Genomic DNA, 19,760 nt, shown 5'->3' with positions numbered 1-19,760 from the left:
GCGAAGCGCGCCTATCGTCTTTCGCATGAGCGAACCAGCCCGTCCCCCCTTGCGTGTCGTCGTCCTCGGCGGCGGGACGGCGGGGTGGATGACGGCGGCGGGGCTGGCAAGGTTGCTGCCCGGCATGGCGAACGTCCAACTGATCGAGAGCGAGGATATCGGGATCGTCGGCGTCGGCGAGGCGACATTGCCGCACATCCGCGGTTTCGTGGAGCGGCTGGGCATTGACGAGGCCGCTTTCATGCGCGCCACCCATGCGACCTACAAGCTTGGCATCGACTTCCGCGATTTCGGGCGTCTGGGCGAAAGCTACATTCACCCGTTCGGCAGTTTCGGAGAGGAAGTGGCTGGCGTCGGCTTTCACCACTGGTGGCTGCAATTGCAATCGCAGGGCATGGCTGGCGATCTCGGAAACTACTCACTGGCTGTGGCGGCGGCACGGGCCGACCGTTTCGCGCCGCCAGCAGGCGATGCGTCGCTCGCGAGTACGTACGGTTACGCCTACCAGTTCGATGCGACCTTGTTCGGCCCCTTCATGCGCGACTTCGGTCTTGGCATCGGCGTTGCTCGTCATGAAGGGCTGGTGATCGAGGTCGAGCGCGATGCCCAGACGGGCGATGTCACCGCCTTGGTGCTCGAGGACGGGCGGCGGATCGAGGGCGATTTGTTCGTCGATTGCTCTGGGTTTCGCTCGGTGCTTCTGGGACAGGAGCTGGGCGAGGAATGGGAAGACTGGACGCACTGGCTTCCCTGCGACCGGGCCGCGGCCATGCCATGCACGCATGCGACCGGCGCCATTCGTCCTTACACCACGGCCACCGCCATGCCGGCCGGCTGGCGCTGGCGGATCCCGCTCCAGCACCGCATGGGCAACGGCTATGTGTTCGCCAGTTCCTTCACCAGCGAGGACGAGGCGTGCGAAACCATCCGCAGCGCCGCGGACGGTGAACCGCTGGCCGACCCGCGTATCCTGCGCTTCCGCCCGGGACGGCGGCGTCGTTCCTGGAGTCATAACGTCGTGGGAGTGGGACTGGCGAGCGGCTTTCTCGAACCGCTCGAAAGCACCTCGATCTACCTCGCACAGATGGCGATCACCTATCTGATCGAACTGTTTCCCGAGGGCCCGGGCATCGACCCGCGGGACCGGAACGAATTCAATCGTCTGGTTGACATGGAATACGACCGCGTGCGCGATTTCCTGATCCTTCACTACCACGCGACCACCAGGGACGATTCCGATTTCTGGAATCATGTCCGCACGATGACGGTGCCCGACAGTCTCGCCGACAAGATGGAGTTGTGGCGGCGTGCGGGCAGGATAGAGAAATATTCGGACGGGTTGTTCTACGATGCCAGCTGGATCGCGGTCTATCTGGGGCAGGGCGTGTTTCCAGAACGTCACGACCCCCGCACTTCGCTGGCCGATCCCGCACGCGTTGAAGGGGCGCTCGAGAGGTTGAAGCGCACCATCGCCGACCATGTCGCCGCCATGCCGGCTCACGCCGACTACCTGCATCGCGAAAGCGCTCGGTTGGCCGAGGAGGCGTGAGCGCCGCGCGCGAACCGCTGCGCCGGGTGGTTGTTGCCGGCGGGGGCCAGGTGGGAGTTCTTTGCGCCATCGCCATTCGCCGCGCGTTACCGGCGTGCGAGGTCGTGGTTATCGGGCTGGCCCCCGAACAGAGCGCTTTTGCCGACCGCTCCGCTACTGCGCTACCCTTCACCAACCGCCTGCATGACCGGCTTGGCATTGGCGAGGATCGCATCATCCGCGAAGCGGGCGGGAGCCATCGGCTCGTCGAGCGTTTGATAGGGTGGGGCGGGGAAGGTCAGTACGAAACACTGTCCTATGGCGGAGCGTCGAACCCTGCCCAAACGACGCGGTTCGCGCGGGAGTGGGGCGGGGGCAAGCAGACGGGAACGGTGTCGCGTTCGCCCGGATCGCTTGCCGAAGTGCTGGCCGAGGCGGGCCGCTTCTGCGTGCCTCCAGGCGATGTTTCAACGCCGCTGGACGAGGTCGATTACGCCCTGCGCTGGAACCCCGGCGCGTACAGGAACATCCTGATTGCCGAAGCCCGGTCGATCGGCGTCGCCCATGTGCATGGTGATATCGCCGCGATTCAGCCCGGTGACGACGGTGGGATCGCCGTCCTCTCTATTGCCGGGCAGGGAGAGTTGGCGGCCGATCTGTTCGTCGATTGCAGCGGACCCGGTGCCGCCCTCCTGTCCGTCCTTGCTGGTTATGAAACCCAGGATTGGACAGCTTACCTTCCCGTGCGCCGCATGATGATCGCCCCGCCCGGTCAACCCATGTTGGCGCTGGAAGATCGCACGACGTTGCTCGCGGAAGGGTGGCTGAGCGAGTTTGCCGGGCGGGACGGTTTGCAGGTCGCGCTCGCGATGCCGGACGGTCTGACACGGGAAGCGGCGATCCGCACCCTGCAGAGTGAGCCGGCTGAAGAGATCGCGATCTCCCCCGGGTGTGCCTCTCGACCCTGGCTCGGAAACGTCGTCGCCATTGGCGATGCGGCGGCGCGCTTCGAACCGCTCGGTCGCTGCAACCTCGACCTTGCGCATCGCCAGCTCGACCTGTTGCTCGAATTGCTGCCCGGCCGCGATGTCGAGCCCCGCGAGCGGGCCGAGTACAATCGGCGCGCAGGGCTCATGGCCGATGCCATGCGCGATACGCTCGGCATGGCCTATGCGGCTCCAGGGGCGCGCAGGGTATTTGGCGACACGAAGCGATCCGATGCGCTCGCCACGACACTTGATCAGTTCACGCGCCGTGGGCGGTTGCCCACCCGTGAAGAAGCGCCGTTCCTGTCCCGGGAATACGTCGGGCTACTGACGGCGCTGGGATTCGCAAGGGGTATCCCGCCGCAGTCACGCACGGCCGATCCGCGGGAGGGGGAACAGGCGCAGTCGATGTTTGCGGCCAAGGCGCGCGCCGCGCTCGAATACGCGCCGCCCTATGCGCAGTGGTTGCAGGCGGCGCTCAGCCCAGCGCCTCGCGGATGATCTGCCGCATCCGGGTGAACAGGCCCGGTTCGGGGGCACCGAGCACGCCTTTTGCCCGCTCGGGCAGATGCGCGGCAGGATCACCGTTCGCTTCGAAAACGTAATGCTCCAGCATGCCGCGCCACACCGCGCGCCGCGCGGGCGGCAGGTGACGATAAGCGAGGATCGCGTGCAGAAGTGCATCGTATGGGCCGCCGACGCCTTCGGGCTCGCCCTCGTTCCACCAGTAATTGACGAGCACACTCAGCGGTTCGAGCGATTCCACCCCGTGCCACCAGCAATAGGGAATGTAGATCGCATCGCCCGGCATCAGCGTCGCTTGCGCTGCGTGTTTCCAGGCCTCGGAAAAGCGCGGATGGGCGACCAGGTCTGGGGCATCCATGTTCACCATGCTCACCGGCGTACCGGCGGGCGTCAGTTCGAACGGGCCGGGATAGAGATTGCCGATCTGGTCGGGGGGAAAGAGGGTGAACCGCCGGCGTCCTGCGACGCAACACGCGATGTTTTCCTTCACGTCGTAATGCGGCGCTACGCGGATGCGGTTGCCGATCCAGATGCGCGGAGAAACCCGTGGCAGCAGATGCAGCCGGTTTTCCCGGGCGAAGTGCGGCAGGAGCTGCGAAATGTCTTCCGACTGCACGGCCATGCCCGGCGGATCGGGCACATGCCGGGCTAGTAGCAGGTCGGAGAGGAACATGGGAAGATGACCCTGTCCCGTGACGAAATTGAATCCCGTCAGGTCAGCATTGTAAAAGAACCGTCCGTGCTCCCCGGGTGGTGCCGCGATCGCGGTGACCGGCCGCGTTGCCGGGCCGGATGTGAGATAGTCGACGAAACGCTCGTCGCCTTCGCGCGCGGCCGCGACGGCGGGCCAGTCAGACACGAGACCGCGCATGACCACCGGTTTCCCGGCCTGCCTCACGGCGGCGAGGCGGGCGGCGTCTACAGGCTCCTCGATCTCCTCGATGGCCGATGGCGGGGGCGGGGCGGTCAAGCCGTGATACGCCGCTCGCGCGGTATCGCGCTGCCATTCTGGGCGAGGAACTCCTCCTGCGTCGGCATCTGGGACACGGTGGTCGCGATCACCTCGCGGATATGGCCGAGGCGGCGACGTGTTTCATCTTCATCCAGCAGCGCGGCGGCCGGATGATAACCGCGCGCCTGAACCCCCTGACCGACCATTACCGACAGCCAGCTTGTTTCCGTGAAGAGTTCGTTATGCTCGCGGATCACCCGGCCCGAGCTGCGGAACATGGCGAGCTTCTCCTTCAGTCCATCGGGCGGATCGAGATTGCGGCAATACCGCCAGAAGGCGGTGTCGTCGCGCTCGCTGGCGAGATAGTGCAGCACGAGAAAATCGCGAATATCGGTATAGGCCTCTTCGGTTTCGCGGTTGTAACGCTCCATCTCGACCGGGGCGAAGGCCGTTGTCGGAAACAGGCTCATCAACCGGGCGATGCCGGCCTGCACCAACTGGATCGCGGTGGATTCGAGCGGCTCGAGGAAGCCCCCCGCCAGCCCCAGCGCGACGACGTTCTTCTCCCACGCCCGCTGCCTCAGACCGCCTGTAAACCGCAAGTGCCGAGGCTCGGCGAGCGGGCGCCCGTCAAGATTGGCGAGCAGGATGGCGGTTGCCTCGTCCTCGCTCATGTGGGTTGAGGAATAGACGTGCCCGTTGCCGATCCGATGCTGCAACGGAATGCGCCATTGCCAGCCCGCAGGACGCGCCGTCGAGCGGGTGAGCGGTTCGTTCGCGCCTGCGAGCGTGCAGGGCACCGCTACCGCCCGGTCGCATGGCAGCCAGTCCGTCCAGTCGGTAAACGGAACGCCAAGCGTCTGTCCGATGAGCAGGGCGCGAAAGCCAGAGCAGTCGATGAACAGCTCGCCCTCCACCCGTTCGCCGCTTTCCAAGGTGACCGCGTCCACGTGACCGGTTTCCCCGTCTTGCGACACATCGGTCACGCGCCCTTCGATCCGTTTCACGCCCTGCGCTTCGGCGCGGCGCCGCAGGTATCGGGCGTACAGACCGGCGTCGAACTGGAAGGCGTAGGACAGGCGGGCGAGCGGCGAATTGGGCTGATCGGGTCGAGGCCACAAGAATTTCCCCGCCTTTGCTGCTGCGACGGCTATGGAATAGTCGTCCAGTTCCGCTGCCTCGCCCAGCGCGCGTCCGCGGAGCCAGAACTGGTGAAACTCGATCCCCTTCATGTCGATGCCGTAGCTGCCGAAGGGGTGGACGTAGCTGTGACCGAGCCGCAGCCAGTCGACGAATTCGATACCCAGCTTGTAGGTAGCGTGGGTCTCGCGCACGAACTCGCGTTCGTCCACGCCCAGCAACTTGTTGAAGCCGATCAGTTGGGGGATCGTCGCCTCGCCGACCCCGACTGTACCGATCGCGTCGCTCTCGATCAGCGTGATCGTTAGATCGGGAAGCTCGCCCATGATGCGAGAGATCGCCGCGGCGGCCATCCACCCGGCGGTGCCGCCCCCCACGATCACGATGCGGCTGATGGGATCCCCGTTCATCGGAACCCTCCCGTAGCGTGGAACGAGGCAAACGGAGCCGGCGAAGGTGGCGCGCCCGTCGGACCCTCCTCGTGCCAGGCGCCGGCCTGCCGCAGGAACTCCTCCTGCGTCGGCAATCCCTGCGCCGTGCGATGATAGGCCTCACGCATTTGCGCCATCGCCGATGCGACGCGGTGCTCGTCCAGCGTGTCGGCTATGGGATCGTAGCGGTCGGGCCAGACATTCTGCCCGAGCATCACCGCGATCCAGCTGGGCTCTGAGAAAAGCTCCGCATTCTCGCGGAAGATACGACCGTGAAGCCGCCAGAGCGCCATCTTGCGCGTCAGGCTTTCCGGCACGTCCATTTCGCGAACGTAGCGCCAGAACGGCGTGTCGTTCCTTTGCGTCGCCTTGTAGTGAAGGATGATGAAGTCGCGCACATCCTCGTACAGCTCACGCATGCCGCGATTGTACTCGTCTCGTTCGAGCGGGCTGATCTCCCGCTCTGGGAACAGTGCGAACAGGCGGGCGATGCCGTTCTGGATGAGGTGAATGCTGGTCGATTCGAGCGGCTCGATAAATCCAGCGGAAAGGCCAAGCGAAACGACGTTGTGGTTCCACGCCTTCCTGCGCATTCCCGTCACGAATCGCAGCAACCGCGGATCGGCTAGCGGTTCGCCCTCCGCATGATCGCGCAAAGTGGTCTCGGCATCGTCGGCGTTGGTGTAGGCACTGCAGAACACATGGCCGTTGCCGGTGCGATGCTGAAGCGGAATGCGCCATTGCCAGCCGGCGCCATGCGCGGTGGCGCGGGTAAAGGGCGGGGGGCTTCGGGTGTTCGCCGTAGGCATCGCCAGGGCCCGGTCCATCGGCAGCCACCGGCTCCATTCCTCGTACCCGGTTTCGAGCGCCTCTTCGATCAGCAGGCCGCGAAAGCCTGAACAGTCTAGGAATAGGTCGCCCTTCACGACCTCGCCGCCGTCCAGTTCCACACCGGTCACATCGCCGTTCTCTGCGTTGCGGTGGACGCGAACGATGCGCCCTTCACGGCGGCGGGTTCCCTGTTTCTCCGCCATCTTGCGCAGGAACGATGCGTACAGGCCGGCATCGAAATGAAAGGCGTAGGCGATCTGTGACACGAGCGATTGCGCGCCGGGCGCGGGCCGTCCGAAACGACCGGCCGCGGCGGCGGCCGTGCTCATGGAGAAGTCGGCTATGGAGCGGGGTCCGCCGCGCGCCGCCTCGCGCAGGAACAGCTGGTGGAACTTAATTCCGTGCAGATCCTGGCCATAGGTGCCGAAGGGATGGAAATAACGGTCGCCCAACCGCCCCCAGTTCACGAATTCGATGCCCAGTTTGAACGTGCCGCGCGTGGCGCGAAGGAAATCATTCTCGTTGATGTCGAGCATGGCGTTGAAGCTGGCGATCGGCGGTATGGTCGCTTCTCCGACCCCGACCGTGCCGATGGCATCCGATTCGACGAGCACGATCTTGCGCCGTCCGTTGTCGAAATAGCGCGACAGGGCCGCGGCGGCCATCCAGCCCGCGGTTCCGCCGCCCACGATGACCACGCGGTCCACGGCGTTGATGTTAACGATACCCTCGCTGTTCGTCATTCCCGGCCTTGCTACCCCTCCCGGACACGCCGCGACATAAATGCCGCACCTTTCCTAAACTTTCAAAGCACCGCTTGCCAAGGAATGTTCGCGCCAGTAGGACACCACCGTTCAACGTTTCAAGCGCCGTGCCAAATTATGGTAGCGCTAACATGGGGAGGAGAGGTCTCTTGACCAAGGCGATTACTCATCGTGACGGCGACCACGCCGCTATCGAAATGACGTTCCGTAAATATCTGCGCGCGGGTTCCTCGCTGGCTGTTCTGGGCAGCCTGCTGGCGGGCCAGGCGGTCTACGCGCAGGACAACCCCGTTACCACCGAGACGGAAGAGGCGGGCGAGCAGGTCGGCGATACGGCCGACAGCAATGTCATCATCGTGTCTGGCATCCGGCAGTCGTTGGCCAATGCGCAGAACATCAAGCGCGACGCCGATACCGTCGTGGACGCCATCACCGCCGAAGATATCGGCGCTCTGCCCGATCGCTCCGTGACCGAGGCGCTGCAGCGTGTCCCGGGCATCGCGATCAACCGCTTCGCCGGATCGAACGATCCCGATCACTTCTCGGTCGAGGGTTCGGGTGTTACCGTTCGCGGCCTCAACTTTGTCCGGTCGGAATTCAACGGCCGCACCGCGTTCGTCGCGGGCGTGAACGGGCAGGCACTGAACTTTGCCGATGTGCCGTCTGAACTGCTCGGTTCGGTCATCATCGCCAAGAACTCGACCGCCGAACAGATCGAGGGTGGTCTGGCCGGCACGGTCAATCTCATCACGCGCAAACCGTTCGATCGTTACGGTTTCCATGTCGGTTTCAGCGCAGAACTGAACTACGGCGACTTCTCCGAGGAGTGGACGCCGAACGTATCCGGTCTCATCAGCAACACCTGGGATACCGGCATCGGCACCTTCGGTATCCTGGCGAGCGCGTCCTACTCGCAGATCAAGAGCCGGGCAGACGGCCTGCAGATCGCCAACTACCAGACGCGCGACGGTCAGCTGGTGCGTGCTGCCAACACCGGCAACACCTTCATCTGTCGCAACCCCCTGCCTGCGCAGACCGACACCATGACGCTGCCGCCGCCCAACGCCGCCTGCGGCAATTTCGGCAGCCCGGGCGCCGACGGTTTCGCCGATTATGCGGATTACCGCGTCGCGCCGGTCGGCGGCCAGTTCCGCACCCAGAACTTCGATCGCAAGCGCGACGGTATCGCTCTGTCGGCGCAGTACGAAACGACCGACCGGCGGACCAGCGTGACGGCGGAGTTCATCCGCTCGCACACGACCAACGACTGGGGTGAATATACCTACGAGGCCGCACCCGACCTCACGGAGTATTCGACCTATCCGCTGGGCTGTCAGCAGAACGCCAACGGCCCGAACCAGATCGACGATCAGGGGACGATCAATCCCGACGACGAGACCCCGCCGCGCGCGCAGTGCCCGGTCGGCGGCTTCCAGGACTTCGTCTATAACGAGGACAACCTGTTCCAGTCGGGTTATATCGTCGATGCCAGCAACGGCTGGCGCGGCCAGGTAGACAATTACGATCCGTCTCCCGGCCAGGGTTCGCCCTACGTGCCGATCGGCGGTTCGCAGTATTCGCTGGCTCGCCGCGGGGTCGCCGACGAGACGACCAACGAGGATTACAGCATCAACCTGCAGCACGAGTTCAGCGACCGCCTGCGGGTGGAGCTGGACGCGCAATACGCCACTTCCCGGCGCCAGAACCTCGACTTCTCGATCTTCGGATCGAATTTCGCGGATTCCGAGCTGGACATTTCCGGCGACCTGCCCGTCGTGCGTCCGCACAAGCCGCAGTTTCTCGGTTACGACTGGTCACAGCCTTCGCCCGCTTTGGCGAATGCAACCGATTTCGGATATTTTACCGATCCGCGCTTCCAGTTTTGGCGTGCGGCGATGGATCACTCGGAGGACAGCGAGGGCGATCAGTATGCCTTCGCCGGCGATCTGGAATACGAGTTCGGTGACGATGCGTTCATCCGCCGCGTCAAGGTCGGCGCACGTTACGAGGAACGCGATCAGACGGTCCGCTACACCACGTATAACTGGGGCATGCTGAGCGAGGTGTGGTCCGGTAGCCGACCGATCAACTTTGCCGATACCGATGCCAGTGCCAGCGAGTTCTACGGCTTCCCGAACTTCTTCCGGGGACAGACGCCCGGTCCGATCGGAGCCTACTATTACAGCGGCGAACCGGCGGCCGATTATCAGGGGGCGCTCGATTTTGTTGCCGGCGTTCAGGACATTGCGCGTCAGTACGGTGCATCTCCGACCTTCATCCCGCTCGCGCAGCGCGACGGGACGATCGACGGCACACGGTACACGGCGCCCGATATCCAGGATGTCTCGAGCCAGGACTACGCGGCCTATGCGATGCTCAGCTTCGGCAGTGACAACGTCTTCAACGACATGCGACTGTCCGGCAATATCGGCGTTCGCTGGGTCAAGACCGACCTGTCCTCGACAGGCGCGGTCGGTCCGGGCACGCAGGCTGGCCTCAATATCGCGCAGGACTTCGACACACGCTGTGCCGAACGCGCGGTGCCGGCCGAACTGGGTGGCGGAACGGCGCGTCCCGGCGGGATCTGTACTATCGGCCGTGATGCGTATGTCGCCTTGCAGAATTTCGTCGATGGCAGCCTCATCACCGAAACGGTCGACAACAGCTACGACTACTTCCTGCCGAGCTTTAACCTGAAACTCGGGATCACCAACGATCTGATTGCGCGCTTCGCGGTTTCGAAGGTTCTGACGCGGCCGGAAAACAGCTACATCCGCAACTACTTCACGCCGGCGATCGACGTGACGGGCAATTTCACGGGGCAGGCGGGCGATCCCACGCTGCTTCCGGCAACGGCCTGGCAGTTCGATGCAAGCCTCGAGTGGTATTTCGCCCGGGTCGGGTCGTTGACGTTCAATGCCTTCTACAAGGATATCAAGAACTTCTTCTACAACGAGACCCGGACGGAGCAGATCGTCAACAGCGCCGGCGACAGCCGCGACATAACGGTTCGCGGTCCGGCAAACTACGATGGCAGCGGCAAGATCAAGGGCTTCGAGGTCGCCTATCAGCAGACCTTCGATTTCCTGCCCGCACCGCTGGACGGTCTGGGCGGCTCTGCGAACTACACCTATATCGAGAGTTCGGGGCTTCCCAACACCTTCCTCAATGGCGGGACGACGGTCACACCGTCGACCGTCACGCCTGGAAACCTGCCTCTGGAGCAATTGTCGAAGCACAATTTCAACGTGGCCGGTTTCTACGAGAAGGGGCCGCTGTCCGTTCGTGCCGCATATAACTGGCGCTCTCGCTTCCTGTTGACGGCGAGCGACGTCATCTTCCCCTACTACTCGATCTTCAACGAGCCGACGGGGCAGCTGGACGCATCGATCTTCTTCAACATCAATGAAAACCTGCGGGTCGGTGTGCAGGGCGTGAACCTGCTTAACGAAGTGACCGAGACGACCCAGGCCTACACCGGCAATCCGGATGACCTGGCGCCGCGCTCGTATTTCATGAACGACCGCCGCTTCTCATTCATCCTGCGGGGCAATTTCTAGGCCGCTCTCCCATTGGGCCTGGATATGAGCGGGCCGCCGGACCGATCTGGTCCGGCGGCCCTCTTTTTTTGAGAAAGATGCCTCGCGAACCTCGAGGGCACAGAAAAACCGCCGGACCCGGGGCGAGGGTCCGGCGGTTCTCGTGCCGTTCCGGGGGAAACCTGGAACGGCTCAGCCCCTTGATCGCCTCAAGCGGCCGCCAGCGCCGCGGCAATGGCGTCGCGCATGGGCTTCGGACGATAGTCGTTGTCGTATGGCGCCCCACGAATTTCGAGTCCATCGGGCCGCGCTGCCTTCTCGAAATCCTGAAGCCAGTTGAACCGGTCCACCATGCCCCAGGCGAGGATGTCGTCCAGGTCGTCGTCATATTCGAGCATCAGGTCGAAATAGCGGCGGGTATAGTCGGCAACCTTGGCGTCGCGCTGCGCAATGGGGGCGGGCAGGGCGGAATCCTTGACATCGAACTCGGTGATGAGAAGTCGCAGACCCATCCCCGTCACCTCGTCCAGGAATGCGCGCCACTGCCTTTCGGCATACGGACCGACCCCGGTTGCGGGATCGATCTCGAACATCTCGATGTGCGACTGAATTCCGAGCGCATCGACAGGCACCCCCCGTGAAACCATGCCCTCGAGCAAGCGCAGGACGTCGGCGCAATGGTTCTGGTGCTGCGGTTCCCAACTCATGTAGTCGTTATAGACCAGTTGCGCGTCCGGCATCGCATCACGTGCAGTTCGAAAGGCAAGGTCGATGACCGATTCCGGCGTTCCCATCGCACGGCTCAGGCTGGTTTCCATGGTAGCGCGCGCATCGTGATCGATGGCTTCGTTGACGACGTCCCAGCTCTTGATCTGGTCGCCGTAGCGGCGCGCCACGGTGCGGATGTGTTCGCTGATCAGGCGTTCCGCCTCCGTCGCCGGATGCGCTCCGAAGTCATAGGCGTTGAGCCAGGCAGGGAACCATTCCGGACGATGCCACAACAAGGTGTGGCCGCGCAGTTCCATCTCGTTGGCCCGCGCCCAGGCGGCCACGGCATCCATCCGCGCGAAATCGTAAGTCGCCGCGTCGGGGCGAGTCGCCTGCCACTTGAGTTCGTTTTCGGGCACGACCAGGCCGCATTCGGCCTTGATCAGCGCCGAATAGCGCGGGTTCTGAATCGATCCGGCATCCACGTTGCCCGGTGTTGCGGCAATTGCACTGCCGAAGCGCCGGCCCCGACGCCGCGCCAGCGCGTCCAGGCTTGGCGTCGGAACATTGTCGGCGACCGCGGCGCCCGGACCGGATGACGATCCGGCCCAGCTTGTGTCGCCCGCGCATGCCGCCAGGGGCAGGGCCGCCAACCCGGCAAGCGCACCGCGGCGGTTCATACGGAAACTGTCTGTCATGTGGGTATCCTGTTTGCGGCTAGTCCGTCATGGTCAGCGTGACCTCGGTCACGTCGGCCGAGTTGGGACCAACCATCAGTGTGAAAGTGCCCGGTTCGGTCACGAATTCCATGTCGCGATTCCAGAAGCGGAACGCGTCGGCACGGATCGGAATATCCACCGCGCGCGTTTCTCCCGGTTGCAACGTCACCCGTGCGAAGCCCGCGAGCTCCTGGACCGGCCTGGTCACCGAACTCACGTCATCGCGCAGATAGACCTGCACGACCTCGTCACCGGCCAGATCGCCGCTATTGGTGACGGGCACGCGCACGGTCACGCCCTGACCACCGGCAATGGTATCGGATGACAGCGTGGGCGTACCGAAAGCGAACTGCGTGTAGGACAGTCCGTAACCGAACGGATAGAGCGGATCGGTGGTGTCGAAGAGGTAGCCGCGCTGGGCGCTGGGTTTGTGGTTGTAGAGCAGCGGAAGCTGCCCGACATTGCGCGGCACGGTAACGGGCAGTTTGCCACCCGGATTGACGCGACCGAACAGGGCATCGGCAATCGCATTGCCCTGCTGCTCGCCGGCGTACCAAGTTTCCAGGACAGCGTTCGAATTTTCGGCTACGTTAGGGTAGCTGGGCGGTCGTCCGTTGACGAGGACGGTGACAATGGGTTTGCCCAGCGCCCGCAACGCGTCGAACAGGTCGTTCTGCTGTCCGACGAGATCGAGGCTCGTCCGGTCGCCCAGATGCTCATCTGCCCAACCTTCGCGACTGGTCTGTTCGGTATCGCCGATGAACAGGATGATCGTGTCGGCATCGCGCGCGGACTCGACCGCGGCCGCGATCATCCGGGCGTTTTCTTCCGGATCGGCGAGCTGCACCTCGTCTTCCCACCAATCGTCATCAACGGTAATGGCGACGCCTGGCGCATGTACGATCTCGGCGCGGTCGCCCACGAGAGCGCGGATGCCGTCCAGCGGGGTCACGGTGTTGCGCGGTATCCCGTAATAGCCGCCGAGCCGAGCGACGTCGGCATTCGGACCGATGACGGCGATAGTCGGACGCCCTGCGCCCTCCGGCATGGCCAGCGGCAACACGCCGTCGTTCTTCAACAGGACGAGCGATTGTTCCGCCGCCCGCCGCGCGAGAGCGATGCCCTGTTCGGTATTCGAACGCATGGCAGGCCCGGTGTCGGTGACGAAGGGCATCTCGAACAGCCCGGCATTGAACTTCATCGTCAGGATGTGCCGCACCGCATCGTCGATCTGTTCGGGCGTTATGCGACCGTCGGCCAGCAGTTCGTCCAGGTGGGAATAGGCAGCGCCGTCCGGGAAATCGACGTCCACCCCGGCCCGAAGCGCCAGCAGGGCGGCACCGGCGACATCCTCGGCGACGTGGTGGCGGGAGACCATTTCCTCGATGGCAAAGTAATCGGAAACGACTGCGCCCTGGTAATTCCATTCGCCGCGCAACACGTCGTGCAGCAGCCAGCGATTGGAGTGGCTGGGAATGCCGTCGATCTCATTATAGCTCGCCATCACGTTACGGATCGCGGTGCGGTCCACCACCTGCTTGAACGGGGGGAAGAACATTTCGCGCAACGTTCGTTCGGAGATTTGCGCAGGCCCGATATTCGTTCCGCTCTCGGGCTGGCCGTGACCGGTCATGTGCTTGAGCGTGGCGAGAACCTGCCCTTCGCCGAGCACCGGGTCGGTTCCTACGCCCTGCAAACCTTCGACAGCAGCAACGCCCATCTCGCCCACGAGGTAGGGATCTTCCCCGAACGTCTCCTCGATCCGGCCCCAGCGGGGGTCGCGGGCGACGTCGACCACGGGGGACAGAACCTGGTATACCCCGCGCGCGCGGACCTCGGATGCGATGTAGTCGTTGACCTCGCGAACAAGATCGGGGTTCCAGCTGGATGCGAGGGCGATGGACTGCGGAAAACTGGTCGCGTCCTGCGCGGCAAGCCCGTGCAGCGATTCCTCGTGCGTCAGAACAGGAATGCCGAGCCGAGTGTTTTCGCGTGCCCAGCGCTGCAGCGCGTTCACGTAACGGATCGATTCTTGGATCGAACGCGGAGGAGTGGCCCGCGGCGATCCCGGCCCTGCCTGGTCCGATGGACGGGTGAAGAACCCGATGCCATCGGGGTAGAGCTCGCTCGCCTTTGCGGGATCGAAGAAATTCGCCTCGTCCTGGATTGCTGCCTTGTTGGTCCAGGTGCTGATCATCTGGGCGAGCTTTTCCTCCATCGTCATGCGGGCGAGGAGATCGGCGACGCGCTGTTCGGTCGGAAGGCTCGCGTTCCAGTAGGGCGCGTCGGCCATGGGCCGTGCAACTTCGTCGGTCATCGCGGCGTCCTGCGCCATCGCGACCGGGGTGATCGGACCGGTCAGCGCCATCAGGCCCACACTCGCCGCAAGCGCGGCGCGCAACATGGTGTTCATCGAATATCCTCTCCCGAACGGGCGCAGCGTACTTGACTGCCCCGGCTCCTGTGGTAGCGCTACCATGATGGTGGCCCACATGCTTGTCAACCAGCTTGAGGCGGTTCACCGTGGAGGGGGAGACTGCCGGTACCGTCGTCCCGGAAGTGGGCGAAATCGAAGGACATGTCACGCGTACTTGCTGCCATCCGGAAACCGGCGCTATGGCCGACACGATGAACGCTGACGGCAACTCGAAGGAAACGTCCTCGCGCACGCGTCGCGGGTCGCGGCGCGGTAATTCCGCGCCTACCATCGGTGACGTTGCACGGGAGGCGCGGTGTTCGCCAATGACCGTGAGCCGCGTAGTGAACGGGGAAGGCAATGTTCGCGAAGAAACGCGCGAGGTTGTCCAGGCGGCGATCGCCAAGCTCAACTATTCGCCCAACCGCGCCGCCCGCAGCCTGGCGGGCGCGGAGCAGGTGCGCGTGGCGGTGATGTTCGACAACCCTTCGGCCTCCTATCTCAGCGAATTTCTCATGGGGGCGCTAGAGGAAGCGGGTCGCAGCGACCTGCACGTCGTTGTCGAAGCGTGCGAAAATCCGGCAGACGCACTGCCACTTGTTCGTCGGCTGGTCGACGGCGGTATTCGTGGATTCATCCTTCCGCCCCCCCTGTGCGACGATCAGCGGGTGCTCGATCTCGTGACCGAACTTGACGCGATTGCCATCGAGGTGGGACCCGGCAAGGCCACCGGATCGAGCGGCGCGGTTACGATCGACGACTTCCAGGCCGCTTACGACATGACGCGTCATATCATCGGACTCGGGCATACGCGCATCGGCTTCATCATCGGCAATCCGGAGCAGGTGGCAAGCGGCCGGCGTCTAGACGGCTATCGTGCGGCGATGGCCGACGCCGGGTTGGAAGCGGATGACGACCTGATCGTCCAGGGTCGCTTCACTTATCGCAGCGGAATGGCCGCCACGCAGAAACTGCTTGCACTGCCGGACAGGCCGACTGCGATCTTCGCTTCGAACGACGACATGGCCGCCGCCAGCGTCGCGGTGGCGCATCGCAACCATCTTGACGTCCCCAACGACATCACCGTCTGCGGGTTCGACGACACGGCGATGGCCAGTACCATCTGGCCCGAACTCACTACCGTCAGGCAGCCGATCCGTGAGATGACGGCGTGGGCGGTGCAGGCCGTCGCCCGCATCATGAAGGCGCGGCGATCGGGAGAGAAGGTCAGGCCGGAGATCAAGGTGATGCCGACCAAGTTGATCCGCCGGGAATCGGACGCCGGTCCCAGTCTCGCGCGGACATCAGCGGACACCCTGGCGGCGAACGGTGCGCCACGAGCTCAAGCGAGAAATGCCTGACTGCATGACTGACGAGACAGAAAAGCCCGCCCGCCGACTGCGCAGCCGCGACTGGTTCGACAATCACGAACGCATGGACATGACCGCGCTCTATCTGGAGCGGTTCATGAATTACGGCATCACGCCGGAAGAACTGCGCAGCGGACGACCGATTATCGGTATTGCGCAGTCCGGCAGCGACATATCGCCCTGCAATCGCATACATATCGAGTTGGCCAGGCGCGTGCGCGACGGTATTCGCGACGCCGGCGGCATCCCGATGGAATTTCCCGTCCATCCGATCTTCGAGAATTGCCGCCGTCCGACTGCCGCACTCGACCGCAACCTGCTTTATCTCGGGCTCGTCGAACTGCTGAACGGGTATCCGATCGACGGCGTCGTGCTGACCACGGGATGCGACAAGACCACACCGAGCCAGATCATGGCGGCAAGCACGGTCGACATTCCCGCCATCGTCCTGTCGGGTGGGCCAATGCTGGACGGCTGGCACGAGGGCGAACTGGTCGGCAGCGGCACGGTGATCTGGCGCAGCCGCCGGAAACTGGCGGCGGGCGAGATCAGCGAAGAGGAGTTCCTCGACCGCGCCACCGACAGCGCGCCATCGGCCGGACATTGCAATTCGATGGGAACGGCGAGCACCATGAACGCCGTCGCCGAGGCGCTCGGCCTCAGCCTGACAGGCTGCGCGGCGGTACCCGCCCCCTATCGCGAGCGGGGACAATACGCCTATCGCACCGGCCAACGTATCGTGGAGATGGTGCGCGAGGATCTCAAACCTTCCGACATCCTGACGCGAGAGGCTTTTCTCAATGCCATCGCACTCGTCAGCGTGGTCGGCGGATCGTCCAATGCACAGCCTCATATCCAGGCGATGGCGGCTCATGCTGGCGTTGCCCTGAATCCGGAAGACTGGCAGGCCCACGGCTACGATTTGCCGTTGCTCGTCAACATGCAGCCGGCGGGCGAATATCTGGGTGAACGGTTCCACCGGGCGGGGGGCGTGCCGGCGGCGTTGTGGGAATTGCTGCAGGCGGGCAGGCTCCACGGTGACGTCGCCACCTGCACCGGTGCAACAATGGCGGAAAACCTGTGCGGCCGGGAAAGTCACGATCGCGAGATGATTCGCCGCTTTGACAATCCGCTGATGGAGAAGGCCGGCTTCCTCGTCCTGTCCGGAAACCTGTTCGATTTCGGCATCCTCAAGACCTCGGTCATCTCCGACGAATTTCGTGACCGCTACCTCTCCCGTCCCGGCCGGGAAGGCATATTCGAAGCACGTGCCATCGTGTTCGACGGGTCGGACGACTACCACCGCCGCATCAACGATCCCTCGCTCGATATAGATGAGGATTGCATCCTGGTAATTCGCGGTTCGGGCGTCATCGGCTGGCCGGGCAGCGCCGAGGTAGTCAACATGCAGCCGCCCGACGCCTTGATCCGGCGCGGGTCGCAATGGCTACCGACGCTGGGGGACGGCCGGCAGTCGGGCACCAGCGACAGCCCCTCCATCCTCAACGTTTCTCCCGAAAGCGCGGCGGGCGGCGGGTTGTCATGGCTGCGCACCGGCGACACGATACGCGTCGACCTGAACGAAGCGACGTGCAACGCGCTGGTCGACGACGAGGAGATCGCACGGCGCCTGGCCGAAGACCCGGCGCCGCCGATCCCCGAAAGCAATACGCCTTGGGAAGAACTTTTCCGCGAAAAGACCGGCCAACTGGGCGAGGGCGGCGTGATGGACTTCGCACTGAAATACCGCGGGACCAGCCGGAAGTTGCCGCGACACAACCACTAGAGCGGGCCGTCGGCCTCGATCCTCAGCGCGATTGCCGCTGCCGCGCATGAGGGGAGGGAGATCATTTCCCCCGGTGCGCGATTGAGGGCGTCCGGCGTGTGGCTGATCGGCTCGATGCACAATGTCGGCTCTTCCGTCGGCGAGAAGACGTGGCAATGGGGCGCACCGAACGCCCTGAGCCGAATCGCTCCTAGCCGGTCGCTTATCGTGGCCGTGCCAGTCCAGTCGACGAAGCAGTTGTCGACCAGGCGTTCGGGTAGCGCCGCGCCGGCGGTAAAGTCAGCCACGTGGCTTGCATCCTCCACCGATCCGTCGGGGAGAAACTCCTCGTCAATTCCCATCATGCCCCGCGCTTCGAAAGCCACGACGGTCTCTGCGCCGCGGCGAAAATAGGGATGCAGGCCCAGCCCCATCGGGGCGGTCCGATCCGACCTGTTTTCCGCCAGCAGGCGAATGGTGCACCCGTCCTCGTCCAGCGCGACGTGCTGATGCGCGCGGTAGGGCCAGGGCCATTCGCCCGCCGCGTATTCATCTTCCATAAGGGCGCTGTGGCGATCCGAGCGAACCGTTCGCCATTCGCGTCGCCAGCCGAAGCCATGCAGCGGATGGCGCTGGGGCGGCAGGTTGGGTTCCAACCGCACCGTGCTCCCGCCGAAATCGAACTGTCCCTCGGCTACGCGGTTGCAAAAGGGGACGAGCGGAAAGCAGGCCGATTGAAGAACGTCATCGCACTCAAGGGTCGTTTCGCGCAAAACAGGCAGGTCGCCGCAGGTCAGCGAAACAAGAGAACCACCGAGCTGCGGACGAAGCACCGCTCGCCATTTGCCGGCGCGCAGTTCGATCATGTCGGACCGGTTCGGGGGAGCACCGCTTCAGCGTGTTGCCGGATTAGCGCCAGCATGTCGGCGTCGCTGTCGAAGTTTCCGTACCAGCCCTGGGGCTCGTGCGGGGGATCGCCCATGTAGGCGCGGTCGCCATCGACGAAGCGGTAATCGCCATGCTGCGCACGGGCCTCACCGTTCCAAGCCCAGAAATTACTGCCGACAAGCGGCCCGCCGGAACGCACCGATCGTTCGACCGCATCGTAGATCGTGGCGTAGAAGCGTTGTCGGAACGTGGTGCCGGCGGCGGGATCGTAGGATTCGCCATCGCGGGGGAAGCCGAACTCCTCGATCACCAGCGGCTTTCCGAGCTGCCCGGCAAGGCGTTCGTGCGCGGCGATGTATTCGTGGGTCAGCCCGCTGCCTTCCGACCAGGTGCCCGACAGGTCGTCGCCATCCACCCAGCCCCAGTTGAGCGGCCAGATATGCGCGGTGAGATAGTCCATCTGACGGTGGGCGGTAAGCACGATGTCCTCGCTACCGTTCGTCGCCTGCGTTCCCTCCTGCCCCAGTGACACGAGATGGTGCGGGTCGAGCTCGCGGATATGACTGGCGCTGCTTTCGATCCAGTCGCGATAATCGGCGACGTTCGCGGCGATAGCCGCATCGCTTCCGCCGGGGCGCGGTTCGTTGGCCAGCTGCCAGCTGAATATGGCGGGATCCTCGGCATATGGACGCCCGGTAATCGAGTTGGTGCGCGACACGATGCGGTCCAGATGGGCGGCGTAGAGTTCGCGCGCTTGGGGGTTGGCATAGAAACGTGCCGTCGCGTCGGCGAATGCGGGCCAGGGGTGCGCGGGATCGCCCATGTCCATGTACTCGCCCGTTGCGCGCCAGAGCAGCGTCTGCAGGCCACCCGACCATTCCCAGAAGTTGGAAAGGACCAGCACCGCGGTCATGCCGCGGCTGCCGATCTCGGCCATCGCCCGGTCCAGCCCTTCGAACAGCGCGGGATTCGGCGAACCGTCCGGCCGGGTGAAGCCGGGTTTGATCGAGTTCGTGAGCGGGCCTTCCTCGGCCGATGCCATGATCCTCAGGTTGTTGATCCCGAGACTGCGGAGCCGATCCAGTTCGCGTCGAAGCCGGTCGCGGTCCCCGAACGGCGCATCGGCGGCGAGCCAGGCGGCATACCACATGTTCGCGCCCACGATCCGGTAGGCCAATCCGCCCCGCGAGAACCCTGC

12 protein-coding genes are annotated in these 19,760 nt (G+C 64.2%); 5 read left to right on the top strand and 7 right to left on the bottom strand.

Annotated elements, in window-relative coordinates; translation table 11 throughout:
• Positions 1-25: 25 nt before the first annotated feature.
• The gene (locus tag EG799_RS04395; protein ID WP_123878900.1) at positions 26-1,549 is read left to right on the top strand and encodes a tryptophan halogenase family protein; all 1,524 of its coding nucleotides are present in this window, start codon (positions 26-28) and stop codon (positions 1,547-1,549) included.
• Positions 1,546-3,015 carry a tryptophan 7-halogenase gene (locus tag EG799_RS04390; protein ID WP_123878898.1) on the top strand — a complete coding sequence of 490 codons (1,470 nt, stop codon included), beginning with the start codon at positions 1,546-1,548 and terminating at the stop codon, positions 3,013-3,015. Before EG799_RS04395 ends, EG799_RS04390 begins: the two co-directional genes overlap by 4 nt.
• Here EG799_RS04390 and EG799_RS04385 read toward each other — a convergent pair.
• The 3 genes from EG799_RS04385 to EG799_RS04375 are packed head-to-tail and all read right to left on the bottom strand — an operon-like array spanning position 2,993 to position 7,136.
• The gene (locus EG799_RS04385) at positions 2,993-4,009 is read right to left on the bottom strand and encodes a cupin-like domain-containing protein (protein ID WP_199798266.1); all 1,017 of its coding nucleotides are present in this window, start codon (positions 4,007-4,009) and stop codon (positions 2,993-2,995) included. The two genes, EG799_RS04390 and EG799_RS04385, sit on opposite strands and share 23 nt — an antisense overlap.
• Positions 4,006-5,541: a tryptophan halogenase family protein gene (locus EG799_RS04380; RefSeq protein ID WP_123878896.1), complete on the bottom strand. Its 1,536-nt coding sequence runs from the start codon at positions 5,539-5,541 to the stop codon at positions 4,006-4,008. Before EG799_RS04380 ends, EG799_RS04385 begins: the two co-directional genes overlap by 4 nt.
• Complete coding sequence (locus tag EG799_RS04375; RefSeq protein WP_123878894.1) at positions 5,538-7,136, bottom strand: tryptophan halogenase family protein; 1,599 nt, start codon at positions 7,134-7,136, stop codon at positions 5,538-5,540. Before EG799_RS04375 ends, EG799_RS04380 begins: the two co-directional genes overlap by 4 nt.
• A gap of 170 nt (positions 7,137-7,306) precedes the next feature.
• Here EG799_RS04375 and EG799_RS04370 point away from each other — a divergent pair, with 170 nt between their 5' ends.
• The gene (locus EG799_RS04370; protein WP_234029012.1) at positions 7,307-10,717 is read left to right on the top strand and encodes a TonB-dependent receptor; all 3,411 of its coding nucleotides are present in this window, start codon (positions 7,307-7,309) and stop codon (positions 10,715-10,717) included.
• 188 nt (positions 10,718-10,905) lie between these two features.
• Here EG799_RS04370 and EG799_RS04365 read toward each other — a convergent pair whose 3' ends face one another.
• Together EG799_RS04365 and EG799_RS04360 are read right to left on the bottom strand one after the other, a co-directional pair.
• A complete protein-coding gene (locus tag EG799_RS04365; protein ID WP_123878892.1) occupies positions 10,906-12,102 on the bottom strand; it encodes an endo-1,4-beta-xylanase in 1,197 nt (398 codons plus the stop codon).
• A gap of 19 nt (positions 12,103-12,121) precedes the next feature.
• Positions 12,122-14,536: a glycoside hydrolase family 3 N-terminal domain-containing protein gene (locus EG799_RS04360; RefSeq protein ID WP_234029011.1), complete on the bottom strand. Its 2,415-nt coding sequence runs from the start codon at positions 14,534-14,536 to the stop codon at positions 12,122-12,124.
• Between the two features lie 215 nt (positions 14,537-14,751).
• On the opposite strand from EG799_RS04360, the gene EG799_RS04355 reads away from it, so the two are divergent.
• Positions 14,752-15,900, top strand: a complete 1,149-nt coding sequence (locus EG799_RS04355; RefSeq protein WP_123882744.1) for a LacI family DNA-binding transcriptional regulator — start codon at positions 14,752-14,754, stop codon at positions 15,898-15,900.
• 4 nt (positions 15,901-15,904) lie between these two features.
• On the top strand, positions 15,905-17,695 hold the full coding sequence (locus EG799_RS04350) for an IlvD/Edd family dehydratase (RefSeq protein ID WP_123878890.1): 1,791 nt from the start codon (positions 15,905-15,907) through the stop codon (positions 17,693-17,695).
• Here the strand turns inward: EG799_RS04350 and EG799_RS04345 are convergent.
• Positions 17,692-18,540, bottom strand: a complete 849-nt coding sequence (locus EG799_RS04345; protein WP_123878888.1) for an aldose 1-epimerase — start codon at positions 18,538-18,540, stop codon at positions 17,692-17,694. The two genes, EG799_RS04350 and EG799_RS04345, sit on opposite strands and share 4 nt — an antisense overlap.
• On the bottom strand, positions 18,537-19,739 hold the full coding sequence (locus EG799_RS04340) for a glycoside hydrolase 5 family protein (RefSeq protein WP_199798265.1): 1,203 nt from the start codon (positions 19,737-19,739) through the stop codon (positions 18,537-18,539). Before EG799_RS04340 ends, EG799_RS04345 begins: the two co-directional genes overlap by 4 nt.
• Positions 19,740-19,760: the final 21 nt, after the last annotated feature.

This window comes from Aurantiacibacter spongiae (assembly GCF_003815535.1).
In the GTDB taxonomy this organism is placed as follows: domain Bacteria; phylum Pseudomonadota; class Alphaproteobacteria; order Sphingomonadales; family Sphingomonadaceae; genus Alteraurantiacibacter; species Alteraurantiacibacter spongiae.
Note: the sequence above shows the minus strand (reverse complement) of the source record. Positions and strands in the feature narration are given on the sequence as shown.